Annotated in this window: 13 protein-coding genes and 1 pseudogene; 5 read left to right on the top strand and 9 right to left on the bottom strand. The window is 60.4% G+C overall.

The window, feature by feature from the left end; translation table 11 throughout:
- Positions 1-143: 143 nt before the first annotated feature.
- Positions 144-968, bottom strand: coding sequence for a phytanoyl-CoA dioxygenase family protein (locus ENGE1_RS05390; protein ID WP_048252701.1), 825 nt, complete (start codon positions 966-968; stop codon positions 144-146).
- Between the two features lie 524 nt (positions 969-1,492).
- Here ENGE1_RS05390 and ENGE1_RS05385 point away from each other — a divergent pair.
- The 4 genes from ENGE1_RS05385 to ENGE1_RS05370 are packed head-to-tail and all read left to right on the top strand — an operon-like array spanning position 1,493 to position 5,501.
- The gene (locus tag ENGE1_RS05385; RefSeq protein ID WP_048252700.1) at positions 1,493-3,013 is read left to right on the top strand and encodes an amino acid ABC transporter permease/ATP-binding protein; all 1,521 of its coding nucleotides are present in this window, start codon (positions 1,493-1,495) and stop codon (positions 3,011-3,013) included.
- 24 nt (positions 3,014-3,037) lie between these two features.
- Positions 3,038-3,937 carry a phytanoyl-CoA dioxygenase family protein gene (locus ENGE1_RS05380; RefSeq protein ID WP_048252699.1) on the top strand — a complete coding sequence of 300 codons (900 nt, stop codon included), beginning with the start codon at positions 3,038-3,040 and terminating at the stop codon, positions 3,935-3,937.
- An 11-nt stretch (positions 3,938-3,948) separates the two neighbouring features.
- The gene (locus ENGE1_RS05375; RefSeq protein ID WP_098940928.1) at positions 3,949-4,764 is read left to right on the top strand and encodes a transporter substrate-binding domain-containing protein; all 816 of its coding nucleotides are present in this window, start codon (positions 3,949-3,951) and stop codon (positions 4,762-4,764) included.
- A 5-nt stretch (positions 4,765-4,769) separates the two neighbouring features.
- Entirely contained in the window at positions 4,770-5,501 is a 732-nt protein-coding gene (locus tag ENGE1_RS05370; RefSeq protein ID WP_043084013.1) for a class II aldolase and adducin N-terminal domain-containing protein, read from the top strand.
- Between the two features lie 4 nt (positions 5,502-5,505).
- Here ENGE1_RS05370 and ENGE1_RS05365 read toward each other — a convergent pair whose 3' ends face one another.
- The 5 genes from ENGE1_RS05365 to ENGE1_RS05345 all read right to left on the bottom strand — a co-directional run bounded on the left by ENGE1_RS05365 (position 5,506) and on the right by ENGE1_RS05345 (position 8,840).
- Positions 5,506-6,510, bottom strand: coding sequence for an alpha/beta fold hydrolase (locus ENGE1_RS05365; protein WP_043084014.1), 1,005 nt, complete (start codon positions 6,508-6,510; stop codon positions 5,506-5,508).
- Positions 6,511-6,513: 3 nt separating this feature from the next.
- Entirely contained in the window at positions 6,514-6,828 is a 315-nt protein-coding gene (locus ENGE1_RS05360) for a hypothetical protein (RefSeq protein ID WP_146144441.1), read from the bottom strand.
- Between the two features lie 222 nt (positions 6,829-7,050).
- Positions 7,051-7,245, bottom strand: a complete 195-nt coding sequence (locus tag ENGE1_RS05355; protein ID WP_045288830.1) for a hypothetical protein — start codon at positions 7,243-7,245, stop codon at positions 7,051-7,053.
- 29 nt (positions 7,246-7,274) lie between these two features.
- The gene (locus ENGE1_RS05350; protein WP_225823390.1) at positions 7,275-7,583 is read right to left on the bottom strand and encodes a biofilm development regulator YmgB/AriR family protein; all 309 of its coding nucleotides are present in this window, start codon (positions 7,581-7,583) and stop codon (positions 7,275-7,277) included.
- Between the two features lie 354 nt (positions 7,584-7,937).
- On the bottom strand, positions 7,938-8,840 hold the full coding sequence (locus ENGE1_RS05345; protein WP_048252698.1) for a LysR family transcriptional regulator: 903 nt from the start codon (positions 8,838-8,840) through the stop codon (positions 7,938-7,940).
- Between the two features lie 111 nt (positions 8,841-8,951).
- Between ENGE1_RS05345 and ENGE1_RS05340 the strand changes: the two are divergent.
- Positions 8,952-9,690: pseudogene (locus tag ENGE1_RS05340) on the top strand (sulfite exporter TauE/SafE family protein).
- Between the two features lie 30 nt (positions 9,691-9,720).
- Here the strand turns inward: ENGE1_RS05340 and ENGE1_RS05335 are convergent.
- From ENGE1_RS05335 to ENGE1_RS05325, 3 genes are read right to left on the bottom strand one after another with little or no spacing between them, the layout of a single operon-like run.
- Positions 9,721-10,188, bottom strand: coding sequence for a GlcG/HbpS family heme-binding protein (locus ENGE1_RS05335; RefSeq protein ID WP_023285947.1), 468 nt, complete (start codon positions 10,186-10,188; stop codon positions 9,721-9,723).
- A gap of 46 nt (positions 10,189-10,234) precedes the next feature.
- Positions 10,235-11,635, bottom strand: coding sequence for a cytochrome c (locus ENGE1_RS05330; protein WP_045288827.1), 1,401 nt, complete (start codon positions 11,633-11,635; stop codon positions 10,235-10,237).
- Positions 11,636-11,638: 3 nt separating this feature from the next.
- Entirely contained in the window at positions 11,639-13,231 is a 1,593-nt protein-coding gene (locus ENGE1_RS05325; protein WP_048252697.1) for a GMC family oxidoreductase, read from the bottom strand.
- Between the last annotated feature and the right edge of the window lie 21 nt (positions 13,232-13,252).

The raw sequence follows: 13,252 nt of genomic DNA, 5'->3' as shown, positions 1-13,252 counted from the left end.
ATAAGCATTAAGTATGCCAGGGCACTATTTTCTTAAAGATAGCAGAAATCCGGGGGGGGGCCCCCGGATTTCTGTACAAAAAAACAGCGACATAACATGAGTCCCCGGCGCGGCGTGCACCAGCGTGGGGCATCCGCGCTGGCTTAGCGCGGGGCGTGCGGCCAGACCTGCGGAAACAGCGGAGACATCAGCGGTTCGCCGTCCGCCAGGTCCAGCCCCGGAAACGGCGGCGAGGTGACGCCGCCCCGGTCGGCGTACACCGCATCGTCGCCCACCCAGCGGGCGGAAAACACCCGCCTGGCGCGGGCGCTGTCGTTGCCCCTGGCGCCGTGCACGGTGCGAAAGTGAAAGGCAACCGCATCCCCGGGCTCCATTTCAAAACTGACGATATCGTACTCCTCCTCGCGGGCGTCAATATCCGGCAGGGTTTTAAACCGGGAGTGTGAATAGAGCTTCGTACCGTTGAAGCGCGTCGGGCTGAACTCCTCTTCCCACAGGTGCGAACCGCGAATGCAGCGCAGGGAAATGCTTTGCGCCACCGGGTCGAGGGGGATCCAGAAGCTGACGTTTTGCCTTCCCTCCACGCAGTAGTAGGGCTGATCGTGGTGCCAGGGGGTCACCGTACTGCCACCGGACTGCTTCACCAGCACGTGCTCGTGGAAAAAGGCCGCCGTGCGCGAGCCCATCAGCGCCGCCGCAATCTCCGCCGCGCGGGATTCAAACACGAACGCCTTAAATTCCGGGATCCGCTGCCAGTTGCAGTAGTCCTGAAAAAACGGCGCCGAGCCGTCTTTCGGGATCACCGTGCGCGCGTGCCCGTATTCGCTCGGATCGGCCATCAGGGCGGCAACGCCCTCGGCCAGCGAGTCCACCCAGGGCGTAAAGGCCCCCTTGAGCAGCACGACGCCGTCCTGCTGCCAGCGTTCGATAGTCTGCGGGTCGACGGTGGGAAATGATTGATTTTGCATAGCCGGGCATCCTCTGTTGAGTGAATAGCGCCGCTGCGCGGCAGCCGCGAACAGGGATAATGTAGACACTTACCGCAGGTCGACAAAATAGTTTTAAACGATCTTATTAATATATTATTACGAGCCTCAACTTATCCGGTTCATTATTTCAAACACACCCGCAGTACGTTATCCATTAGTAACAAAAAAGTAATCACATAATATCGCACCACGACAGCGCAGACTGCACCATATTGATTATATAAATGCACCATGAGTGATCCCGCAAAAATCACCAGCATAAAACACCAATTAATTATCAATTAAAATCAATAAATTAACCAAATAAAACATTAACAACATTTTTATGAAAAATGAGCACCTGGCCTGTATAGTTTTTTTATGGCAAGAAACCATTTTTTTACTAATTGCCTGATTTAACATTTTCAGAACATAGTAACCCTGCGCTAATCAGCGTCCGGACATTCCGTTTTTTAGCGCGCAACGGCTTTGAGCATTAATTATGATGGTGAGTGATACAGCCTATGACATTTAACTGGAACTACGTGTTAAGTCTGCTCAGCGATGCTGACTTCTGGCAGGCGACCTGGACCGTCATTAAACTGAGCCTGCTGACCTGGGTTATCAGTATTGTGCTGGGGTTTATCCTGGCGCTGGCAAAGCAGTCCGGACGCCCGCTGCTTAACCTTCCTGCCCGCCTCTATATCTGGCTGTTTCGCAGCATGCCGCTGCTGGTGCTACTGATTTTTGTCTACAACCTGCCCCAGGCCGTGCCGTCAACGGCGCCGCTGCTGAACGATCCCTTCTGGGCCGGGCTGCTGGCGATGGTGCTGAGCGAAGCCGCCTATATTGCCGAAATACACCGCGGCGGCCTGCTGTCGATCCCGAAAGGCCAGAGCGAGGCCGCCCGGGCGCTGGGCTTACGCTATGCGGGCATTCAGTGGCGGGTGGTGATCCCGCAGGCGCTGCGCGTCGCGCTGCCGTCGCTGGCTAACGAGTATATCGCCATCGTCAAGCTCAGCTCGCTGGTGTCGGTTATCTCCCTGACCGAGATCCTGATGGTCGGCCAGCGCCTCTATTCGCAAAACTTTCTCGTCATGGAGACGATGCTGGCGGTCTCCTTCTACTACATCCTGATCGTCACGGTGTTCGATTTTCTGCTCAAGCGGCTGGAAAACTATCTCGACGTCTCCCGGCGCAAAAGCGTGCGGCCGATCGATGACGAGATGCGCCGGCTGGCCGCCGCCCGGCGCCCGGCAATGGCTAACGGCGCCAGTGCGTCCGGCCACCCGGCGCTGCAGGCCACAAAGCTGCATAAGGCCTATAACAATGTCGAGGTGCTGGGGGCGGTCAGCCTGCAGATCCAGCCCGGAGAAGTGGTCTCCGTGATTGGCCCGTCGGGATCGGGCAAAACGACGCTGATTCGCCTGCTCAACGGGCTTGAGCAGATAGACAGCGGCGAAATCAGCGTCAACGGCCAGCCGTTTATTCATCTGGTCCACAAAGGGCAGCAGGCGCCGCGCTTCGTGGAAGAGTCGCGCCATCGCCTGACCATCGGCATGGTGTTTCAGAGCTTCAACCTGTTCCCGCACCTGACGGTGCTGGGCAACCTGCTGCTGGCCCCGCGCTATCACCGCCTGGCCGCGGAGGCCGAGCTGAAGCAGCACGCCTGCGAGCTGCTGCAGAAAGTGGGCATGCTCGACCACGCGTGGAAGTATCCGCACCAGCTTTCCGGCGGCCAGCAGCAGCGCGTCGCCATCGCCCGCGCCCTGATGATGCGCCCGCAGATCATGCTGTTTGACGAGCCAACCTCGGCCCTCGATCCGGAGAAGGTCAACGAGGTGCTGCAGGTGATTGCCGACCTCGCCGACGACGGCATCACCATGATTATCGTCACCCATGAGATGAATTTCGCCTTTAAGGTTTCTGACCGCATCGTCTTTATGGAGAAAGGCCGCGTGGTCTGTGACGACACGCCGGGCGCGATGCGCGGCGGACAGCATCCCCGGGTGGAGGCGTTTCTCAAAGACGTCTCCCTTGCCTGAACCCTGTATTTACTGGAGAAGACTATGATTGAGCAATGGCAAATAGCGCAGTTTCAGCGCGACGGTTATCTGGTGGTTGAAGGCGTGTTCTCCCCCGCAGAGCTGGCCGATCTGCAGGCCGACTTTACCGGCTGGGTCGAGGAGAGCCGCCGTTACCAGGCGGCATACGGCGAGACCGCCGACGGACGGCCGCGATTCGATCTGGAGCGCGATCATAGTCCGACGCATCCCTCCCTGCGCCGGGTCAGTTCGCCGACGGAGATCTCCGCGGCATATCGCCATGCGGCGCTGGGGTCGAAGATGGCGGAGATTGCCGCCGCGCTTATCGGCGGCAGCGGCCTGCGCTTCCACCACAGCAAGATCAACTCCAAGCTGCCGCACACCGCTACCGAGGTGAAGTGGCACCAGGATTTTCCCTTTACGCCGCACAGCAACGACGACATCGTTACCGCGCTGCTGATGGTCAGCGACGTCACCGCGGAAAACGGTCCCCTGAACGTAATCCCCGGCAGCCATAAAGGCCCGCTATGGCCGCACTGGCAGCATGAACGCTTTACCGGCGCGGTGGCGGATGAGATTGTTGCGGCGCACTGCCGCGAACCGCACGCCTGCTTCGGCCCGGCGGGATCGGTCTGCTTTATGCACACCCGGCTGCTGCACGCCTCCAGTGCCAACCATACCGAACGGCCGCGCACGTTGTTTATCAGCGTCTACGCCGCGGAAGATGCGCTGCCCTACGGTGAAAACCCGCTGCCGAGCGCCCACGCCGGGCTGCTGGTCGCAGGGACGGAGAGCGGCGTGGTGCGCAGTACGGCGAACGCCCTGCGCCTGCCGCAGAAGCCGCGCGGCGCCTCCTTTTTTGTTCAACAGGCCGGCGCCGACGGCGCCGCCGATATTCCAGCCCAGACCCCGGAGATGCTATGAAACGTTCAATGATGCTGCGCCCGACCGCCCTGCTCCTCTGCGCCGCAGGCGCGCTCTCCTCCTTCAGCGCGCTGGCATTCCAGCAGGAGGGCAAGATAATCGCCGGGTCCGACATGACCTTTTTTCCCTATGAGTATATGGAAAACAACAAGGCCGCCGGGTTTGATATTGAGTTTCTGGCCGGTCTGGCGAAGGTGATGGGCCGGGAAGCGGTCAATATTGATACCCGCTTTCCCAACCTGATCCCCGGCCTGCAGGGGGGCCGCTTTGATATTACCAACTCGTCGATGTATATCACCGCCGAGCGGCTGAAGGTTATCGACATGGTGCCCTATCTCAAGAGCGGCGAGGCCATTCTGAGCCTCAAGGGCAGCGACTATCAGCCGAAAACCCCGGAGGAATTCTGCGGGCATAAAATCGGATCAATGGGGGCCACTTCGTGGCTGGCGCAGCTGCACAAGCTCTCCGCCGACTACTGCGTGAAGAAGGGGCTGAAGCCGATTGCCATCAGCGAGTACGCCACCGATCCGCAGACCACTCAGGCGCTGCTGTCGCGCGCCGTAGAGGCGCAGATAACCGACGCGGCGGTCGCCCGCGGCGCGGTGGATAAGCTCGGGGGCCGCATCGTTATCTCCTCTGAAACGCTGATCTACCCGGTGCTTAACGGCTTTGGGGTGAAGAAAGGCAATGATGAGGTGAAGACGGCGCTGGAGGCGGGTCTGAAAAAATTCAGCGCCACCCCGGAATACGCGGCCCTGCTGAAAAAGTACAACTTCCAGGCGCCGACGCAGCAGGACCTGGACGCCCTGATGCCAAAAGCGGAGTAAAGCAGATGATCCCGACACATGAACGGCAGCTGCGCATCGATCTGGCCGCCACCTTCCGCATTATTGCCAGGCTCGGGATGCACGAGGCGGTGGCGAATCACTTCAGCGCCGCCGTCTCGCCGGACGGCAAAACCTTTCTGCTCAACCCGAAGTGGAAGCACTTTTCACGCATTCGCGCCAGCGACCTGCTGCTGCTGAATGCCGACGATGAGGCCTGCGCCCGGCGTCCGGACGTGGACGCCACCGCCTGGGCCATTCACGGGCAGATCCACCAGCGGCTACCGGCGGCCCGGGTAGTGCTGCATCTGCACCCGGTCTTTACGACGGCAGTCGCCTGCCTCGCCTCGCCCCACGTACCGCCCATCGACCAGAATACGGCGCGCTACTTTAACCGCATCGCGGTGGATACGCTGTACGGCGGCATGGCCGACACCGCTGAAGAGGGCGCCCGCTTGGGCGCCCTGCTGGCGGATAAGCAACGGCTGCTGATGGGTAATCACGGGGTGCTGGTGACGGCGCAGGCCGTCGGCGAGGCCTTCGATGATATCTGGACTCTGGAACGGGCCTGCCAGATCCTGGTCACCGCCTGGTCCACCGGCCAGCCGCTGAAGGTCCTGTCCGATGAGGTGGCGGAGAAGACCGCCCGCGCCTGGGAGGGCATCCGCGACTTTTCGCAGCAGCATTTTGAGGAGATGAAGCAGCTCGAAATCGAGGCCGATCCCTCGCTGCTGGATTAAGGTTTCACTTTCCGGCAAGGGCGCCAATCAGCGCGGCGTTAAACCGCGCCGGATCCTCCATCTGCGGCGCGTGCCCCATGCCGGCAAATTCGATAAGCCGGGCATGGGGAATGCGCGCCGCCGCCTGTTTGCCGAGCACATTGTAGTGGCCGAGTGTGGCCTTCACCTGCGCAGAAGCGATATCGCTGCCGATGGCAGTGGTATCGGCGGTGCCGATCATCAGCACGGTTGGCGGCCTGAGGTCCGGAAACTCGTACCACACCGGCTGGGTAAAGATCATGTCGTAGATCAGCGCCGAGTTCCACGCCACCCGCCGATGGCCGGGCCCGCGGTTAAGGCCCGCCAGCATATCGACCCAGCGGTCATATTCCGGCTGCCATTTGCCGACGTAGTAGGTTTTCTTTTCATAGCTGCGTATTGATTCGGCGGAGACCTTCAGCTCGCGCTGGAACCAGCTGTCGACGCTGCGGTATGGGACGCCTTTTGCCTTCCAGTCCTCAAGGCCGATAGGATTGACCAGTACAAGTTTTTCAACGCTGTCCGGATACATCAGCGCATAGCGGGTCGCCAGCATCCCGCCGGTGGAGTGCCCGACGATAACCGCTTTATCAATACCGCGTTCAGCGAGCAGATTACGGGTGTTCTGCGCCAGCTGCTGGAAGCTGTACTGGTAGCGATCCGGCTTGCTGGCGGTGCAGAAGCCAATCTGGTCCGGGGCTATTACCCGATATCCCTGACGGCTGAGCGCGCGGATGGTGCTCTCCCAGGTGGCGGCGCAGAAATTCTTACCGTGCAGCAGAACTACCGTCTGACCGTTGGCGTTTTTCTGCGGCGCCACGTCCATATAGCCCATTTCCAGCGGCTGGCCCTGGGAACGGAAGGCGTAGTGCCTTAGTGTCCAGGGATAGGTGAAGCCTTCGAGTCGTTCGCCGTAAGAAGGCGCCGGCTCGGCGGCGTGGGCGGTCAGGGCGGATACCGCCAGCAGCGCGGCGGCGAGAGGTTTTAACATCACTTATCCTCCGGTCAGGATGGCTAACAGCGTGGCCCAGCATGAGTAATAACATTCGCCGAGATAAGCGCAGATTTTTTTTATCCGCGCAATAAGGCGTTCTGTAAAGAGAGCATAGCGTGGCCTGGCGAGCGGTTTTTTCAGGGCGATACCCTGCCGTACGGCGGCGGACCAGGCAGCGAGGCGGACTTCATAAACAAAATCATGGCAGGCGAGATAGCGCAGTGCTTCTGCGCTGCCGGGGCGCGGAGTGACGCGCAGCGACTCGATAAGCGCGAGCCGCTTGCGGAAATCAGTTTTATCTTTGACCAGAGCCATCAGCTCGCGGTCTGTCGCCTGCGTCATCTGCTGCAGCCCCGCCGTTGCGTATAAGATTGTCTCTACACCATACAGGATGCGTCAGCGCGAAGGCCAGTTTTGCTGAATTTCAGGAGGGATTGAGGGACAAGATAATATCTGTCAGCGCCAGCAATCCCTGCCGGCGGCAGGTTATTGTTTAAACCTGCTGTTGAGTGCAATAATTGCCGGGAGAGACTCTCCTCAGCGGGTTACCTTGCGTAAAATCTGGCTATACAGATCGGCGACAATACTGTTTTGCTCGCGCGCCTGAAAATTTATTATTGTAGAGGCAAGCGTTTCGCTGCTGATAAAACCGAAGGTCTGATAAGCCTTAATTTCGATATTTTTATACAGTGCCGAATGTAAAATAAACTCTTCGGGAATGGTGTGAATCATACATGCTCCGGAATAAAATATACCCTCTGCTACAGGTCGTCGTGGGTGTACTGAACCACGATTTCCAGAGTATGGCGAATGATATCAGCGCTGACGACATCGTCACTGCTACACTCCAGCATGGTCAACAGGCTAACAATCAGGTTTTTATTAGTTACCGAGCGGCCGAGCGCCAAGATATTGCGTACAGCTGCACCGAGAATAAGTTTTTCATCTTCAAAGCGGCTGCCGGAATTAAAAAAATAACTTACCAGGTTTTTATCAGCGATAGAGGAATAAAAACCGCTGTTATTAAGTTGCTCACTCATTTTTACGGCGTTGTTCAGCGATAACATCATAATATTGCTCCTTCCAGAATAGAGTTATTGGCGTAGTAAATACACAGACTGAAACTGCCGCGCATCCATTCTGTTCCGATCCATGAACATTGTGTAATCCCTTTATCTCCCTTTGGCCTGCACACCGTTGCTTAGCCAGCTATGAATAATGTAGACCAAACGGTTAAAGTTGTACAACTCATTTGTACATTTATTTTTTAATTTTTGTATAATAACTGTTAATTCATTGAATTTAATAAACAAAAATCAACATAACGCTGTATACATACCACCAAAGTGGTGTTGTACAATCTGGCATGGTAAGCAGGCAACGCCAGGCTGAGCCAGGCGAGAAAACTTGTACACGTTGTGGAATTAGCGCTGAGACGCCGACGCCCCTGCCCTGATCCAGCCCAGCAGCGCCTGCATTCCCGGCGCCAGCGCCGCCCACTCCCGGTAGCAGAGGCAGATGCTGCGGCGCGCCCAGCCGTCGCTAAGAGCCATGCTGCGCAGGGCAAACCGCCGCGCGTACAGTCTGGCCTGGATCTCCGGCACAATGGCAATGCCGATACCGCGCCCCACCATCTCACACACGCCTTCGAAGTGCCCGGCCCGGATGCGGTAAATAAGCGCGTGGCCCGCTGCGGCGGCGCGGGCGCTGATGTACTGCTGCAGCGCGCTGCCGCTCTCCAGCCCGACAAAAGGCATATTGACCACCTCCCGCAGCGCCAGGGACGGCCGGCCGGCAAGCGGATGAGCGTCGGCAGTGATAACCACCAGGTTATCCGCCGCCACCGGCTCCACAATAAGGTTGCCTGCGTCAACGGCGTCGGAAATCAGGCCCGCCTCGCCGAGGCCTGCCGCGATGCAGCTCACCGCCTCGGCGCTGGGCTTCTCCTCCACCTCAAGCAGCGCCCCCGGATGCGCGGACAGCCAGGCCGCAATGCGGCCGGGCAGCAGCCAGCTTGCCGCCGACGTATTGGCGTAAATCCGCTGCGTACCGCCATAGCCGGCGGCAAAAGCGGTCAGCCCGGCGCACAGCCGGTCGTGCTCCCCGACGATCCGGCGGGCGTGACGCAGCAAAATGTCGCCTGCGGGCGTCAGCCCGATACCCCGCGGACGGCGCGTCAGCAGAGACACGCCCGCCCGGAACTCCATATTTTTCACCCGCTCACTGGCCGACGCCAGCGCCAGGTGGCTTCTCTGCGCCCCGCCGGTGATGCTTCCCGACTCGGCAATGTGAATAAACAGCGTCAAATCCGCGATATCGAATCGCATCCGGCTCTCCTTCCGCCTTCGGTATAGCCGAAGCATGGAAAGGTATTCCCGCATTGTCAATGGCGCCGCCGGCTGATGAGATGGCTGCCCATTCGACAGCGAGGCTGAACAGTGAACGACGCGCCCTATCTTGCCCTGACGCTAATTTTTACAACGGCCGGGATCGTTAAAGGGATCACCGGCATGGGCCTGCCCACGGTTGCCGTGGCCCTTCTCGGCCTGCTGATGCCCCTTCCCTCCGCCGCAGCGCTGCTTATCGTCCCGTCGCTGCTGACCAACCTCATTCAGCTTTTCACCGGGCCGCCGCTGTCAGACGCGCTGCGGCGCCTGGCGCCGATGATGCTGTGCATTGCCGCCGCAACCCTGGCGGCAAGCGGCCTGCTGCTGAGCAATCCGCAGTGGTCAGCCTGCGCGCTGGGGGCGGTATTGGTTATTTATGCCCTGACGGCGCTCTTTGCCCCTGCTGTACAGGTTTCTCCCCCGGCGGAGCGGTGGCTCTCGCCGTTGGCCGGGGCGCTTACCGGGCTGATTACCGGCGCGACGGGGGTTTTCGTACTCCCCGCCGTCCCTTATCTGCAAACCCTCGGTCTGGATAAGGCGCGGCTGGTACAGGCCCTGGGGCTTTCGTTTACGGTGTCGACGCTGGCGCTGTGGGCGGGACTCTGGCTGCACAACGGCTGGCAGATGGGGTTACTGGCTCCGTCCGTCGGCGACGGTGCCGGCGATAGCGGGAATGTGGACAGGTCAGAAGATAAGCCGCAGATTAAGTGCCGCCGCGTTCAGGCGCTGCTTTCTCGGCGTGCTGCTGCTATTGGGCGCGGAGCTGATTCTGCGCCCGCTGGTAGGGTAGCTTTCCCCCGCAGGGGAAAGCCGGATGGCGCTACTTAAAGCTATCGCTGGCCGCTTTAGCGATGGCGATTTCGTTAGGGTTGGCCGAGCCGCTGACGCCGACGGCGCCCAGGGTATCGCCCTGCTGCACCACCGGCGAACCGCCGCCCAGCGGGATAATGCCGGGCAGGGTGGCGATAGCCGGCTCTTTACCGTTCGCCCGGTCCATGTATTTATCCGTCGGAGTACGGTACAGCGCCGCAGCGCGCCCCTTGAGGATCGACGAGTCAATACACCCGGTTGGCGCACCGTCCATCCGCTGGAAGGCCAGCAGCTGGCCCGCGCGGTCAAGCACGGCCACGCAGACGTTGGCCTTCAGCGCTTTCGCCTTTTCCTGGGCGGCGGCAATCAGCTTCTGAGCATCGCTTTGCGTCAGGATGGTCTGGGTCGTAGTAGCCTGCGCGCCCGCGGCGGAAAACAGCGCGGCGGTCAGCAGCGTCAGGGACAGCAATTTTTTCACAAGTCACACTCCATGCAGTGGGAGCCGCGCGGCGGCTCCCGGGGGGTTAACCGCGCCGACGGCGCAGAGAGAAGATCAGCAGCCCAATCGCAATCAGGACGATCGCCGCGCCCGCCACGGTCAGCGGCATGGCATAGCGCACCAGCCAGCTGCCGCTTTCGCCCTGCAGCGTGCGGTGGACGTCTTCCACGGCGATCGGGTGCTGCGGATCGCCAAAGCGGGTGGAAACATAGTTGGCCACCTCCGCCAGTTCATCTTCGCTAAACTGCGAGCGGAAGGCCGGCATAAACGCATGTCCGGCTGGGGTATCGCGGTTGACGCCTTCGGCTATCGTCATGATCAGGTTGGCCGGATCGTCAGATTTCACCGCCGAGGAGCCCACCAGTGACGGGAAGAAGCGCTGCGGATCGTGCGTGCCCTTCCCATCGCTGCCGTGACAGGTCGCGCAGGCGCCGTTGTACAGCTGCGCGCCGCTCATCCCTTTGCCGGAGATGTAGTCGTTAATATCCGCCTTCATGCCGGTTTCCACCGCCGTTAGCGGCTGCGCCTCTTTTGCCGGCGTGCCGCTCTGGCGATCGCCGCCGCCGATAGCGGGGACCTGGCGGATATAGCGGGCGATGGCGCGCAGGTCGTCATCGCTCAGTTTTGAGAAGGAGTTTTGCACCGCAAGCCCCATCTCGCCGGCGGCAACGGCTTTACCATGCAGCGCCCCGGTTTTGAGATAGGTGACAAGGTCACTTTCACTCCAGTTGCCAATCCCGGCCTGCGGATCGGAGGTGATATTCGGCGCCGTCCAGCTGCCGACTTTGCCCCCCGCGAGGAAGCGGTCGTTCTGCTCCGCCATCATCGCGTTGCGCGGCGTGTGGCAGGTTGAACAGTGGGCCAGCGTCCGCGCCAGATATTCACCGCGCTCCGCGCTGCCCGGCGCAGCGTCGCTGCCCTTCACTTCGCCCGACTGCAGGAACATCAGATTCCACATCGCCATGACCGGCCGGAAAGAGAACGGAAACGGCAGGTGGGTTTCAGGCGCCGGATGGTCGTCTGCGGGCACGCCGAGCATCAGATAGGAGTACAGCGCGCGCAGATCCTCATCAGACATGCCGGCAAAGGAGGTATAGGGCATGGCCGGATAGAGATAGTGGTTGCCCGGCGCCTTGCCTTCGCGCATCACTTTCTTAAAATCATCCAGCGAGTAGCCGCCAATCCCCGCCGTTTTCGACGGCGTGATGTTAGATCCGTAGATCATCCCCATCGGCGACTGGATCCCGTAGCCGCCGGAAAAGGGCTTGCCGCTCTCCGGGCTGCGGTGGCAGGCCGTGCAGTCTCCGGCGACCGCCAGATACTCGCCGCGTTTAACCAGATCGGGAGAGGCATCCTGAGCCAGCGCCGCAGCGCTCGCCAGCAGCAGGCTGAAGCCGGTCAGGCGGAATAGCTGTTTTACGCGCATGGCTCAGACCTCCCTTGCAACGGTGTCGGCCAGGCGGATCGCCAGGGCGATGCCGGTCAGCGTCGGGTTAACGGTGGCCGAGGTCGGCATCACGCCGGTGGTGGCCAGAAAAAGGTTCGGGTGGTCCCAGCTGCGGCAGTGGGCATCCACCACCGAGTCCTTCGGACTGTCTCCCATGATCGTCGTGCCCATGATGTGGTACTGGTTACGCCACCCGGTCGGCGCTTCGATCACTTCCCCGTTAAAAGCCTGCAGGAAGTTAGCGAAATCTTTGTACGCCTGGGGCCGCATGCCGCGCACGTAGCTGTCGAGGTGGTAATCGACTTTCATCATCGGCAGGCCAATGCTGTCCTTGCGGTCGTAGTTGGGCACAATGCGGTTGGTCGGGCTGGGCAGCGTTTCGCTCATGGTGCTGATGTTCATAATGCGCGACGCGCGGTCGCGGATAGCATCGTCCAGCGCCTGGCCCATCACGCCCTGCCTGAGCAGAGGGACGGTAACATCGACGTTTGGCACCAGGTTGCGCAGGGAGTAGCGGATGGCGGAGTGCTGCGCCCGGCTCGGCTCATCGCGGCGGTTGGCGATAGTGCCGTGCTGCACCGAACCGCGCCCGGTCCACAGCGGTTCATCCGCAAGGAAGGTCAGGCTCAGACCGGTATGATCCATCAGATTGCGGCCCACCTGATCGGAGCTGTTGGCGATATCGTTCATCAGCAGCAGCTTCGGTGTCTCCAGACCGTGGGCGGCGATAATAAAGACTTTCGCCGTCAGCCGGGTGTCTTTGCCGTCGGGCTTGCGGTAGGTCAGCGCGACGATCTTATTGCCCGCGCCCTTCTCCAGTTTCCAGGCCACGCACTCGGTGCGCAGCTCTGCGCCCAGCGCCACCGCCTTGTCCACGTGCATATCGCCGGAGTACATGGCGCCGATGGGGCAGATGGGCTCGCAGTTATTGTTTCCCGCGCAGGCCGGCCGACCGTCATAGGGGCGCGAAACCCGGGCGTGCGGTTCATGAATCACCTGATATCCCATCGGGCCAAGCTTCGACTGCATACGCTGCACCATGTACGGCTTGGCTTCCGGCGGCAGCGGATAATCCGCCGAGCGCGGCGGATAGTGGCCGCGCCCCTGCCCGCTCTGATCTTCGTCACCGGTGCCTACTACGCCGATTTCGCGCTCGGCCTTCACGTACCACGGCTCCAGTTCGCTGTACTCAAACGGCCAGTCGCGGCCAACGCCGTAGGCGCTTTTCAGCTTGAAGTCGTTCGGTAGCAGGCGCCAGCACGCCGAGGCCCAGTGTCGGGTACTGCCGCCCGCTACCCGCAGAAAGCTGGTGACATATTCAAAGTCGTCGTCGCCCTTCGCGTCGATATAGCCTTCGGTATAGGAGTTAGGCGCCCAGGGGAGATTGGGATAAGGGGCGCACCAGTTGCGTTTACTGGCGCTGTTGCGGTAGTTTTCGACCACTTTCCAGCGGGGAATATAGGGGCCCGCTTCCAGCATAATCACCGACTTTCCCGCTTTAGCGAGCTGATACGCCGCATTGGCTCCCAGTGCGCCCGAGCCGACGATAACAACATCAGCATCAAATTCGCTCATTTTTTCTTCCTGCTCACATGT

Origin of the sequence: Pluralibacter gergoviae ATCC 33028 = NBRC 105706 (assembly GCF_001598855.1) — a bacterium.
Classification (GTDB): domain Bacteria; phylum Pseudomonadota; class Gammaproteobacteria; order Enterobacterales; family Enterobacteriaceae; genus Pluralibacter; species Pluralibacter gergoviae.
This window is presented reverse-complemented; position numbering and strand designations above follow the sequence as displayed.

What these genes read in the sequence shown, in the direction of transcription:
- ENGE1_RS05390 (WP_048252701.1), bottom strand. Translation starts at nt 968, where the DNA reads ATGCAAAATCAATCATTTCCCACCGTCGACCCGCAGACTATCGAACGC.
- ENGE1_RS05385 (WP_048252700.1), top strand. Translation starts at nt 1,493, where the DNA reads ATGACATTTAACTGGAACTACGTGTTAAGTCTGCTCAGCGATGCTGAC.
- ENGE1_RS05380 (WP_048252699.1), top strand. Translation starts at nt 3,038, where the DNA reads ATGATTGAGCAATGGCAAATAGCGCAGTTTCAGCGCGACGGTTATCTG.
- ENGE1_RS05375 (WP_098940928.1), top strand. Translation starts at nt 3,949, where the DNA reads ATGCTGCGCCCGACCGCCCTGCTCCTCTGCGCCGCAGGCGCGCTCTCC.
- ENGE1_RS05370 (WP_043084013.1), top strand. Translation starts at nt 4,770, where the DNA reads ATGATCCCGACACATGAACGGCAGCTGCGCATCGATCTGGCCGCCACC.
- ENGE1_RS05365 (WP_043084014.1), bottom strand. Translation starts at nt 6,510, where the DNA reads ATGTTAAAACCTCTCGCCGCCGCGCTGCTGGCGGTATCCGCCCTGACC.
- ENGE1_RS05360 (WP_146144441.1), bottom strand. Translation starts at nt 6,828, where the DNA reads ATGGCTCTGGTCAAAGATAAAACTGATTTCCGCAAGCGGCTCGCGCTT.
- ENGE1_RS05355 (WP_045288830.1), bottom strand. Translation starts at nt 7,245, where the DNA reads ATGATTCACACCATTCCCGAAGAGTTTATTTTACATTCGGCACTGTAT.
- ENGE1_RS05350 (WP_225823390.1), bottom strand. Translation starts at nt 7,583, where the DNA reads ATGATGTTATCGCTGAACAACGCCGTAAAAATGAGTGAGCAACTTAAT.
- ENGE1_RS05345 (WP_048252698.1), bottom strand. Translation starts at nt 8,840, where the DNA reads ATGCGATTCGATATCGCGGATTTGACGCTGTTTATTCACATTGCCGAG.
- ENGE1_RS05330 (WP_045288827.1), bottom strand. Translation starts at nt 11,635, where the DNA reads ATGCGCGTAAAACAGCTATTCCGCCTGACCGGCTTCAGCCTGCTGCTG.
- ENGE1_RS05325 (WP_048252697.1), bottom strand. Translation starts at nt 13,231, where the DNA reads ATGAGCGAATTTGATGCTGATGTTGTTATCGTCGGCTCGGGCGCACTG.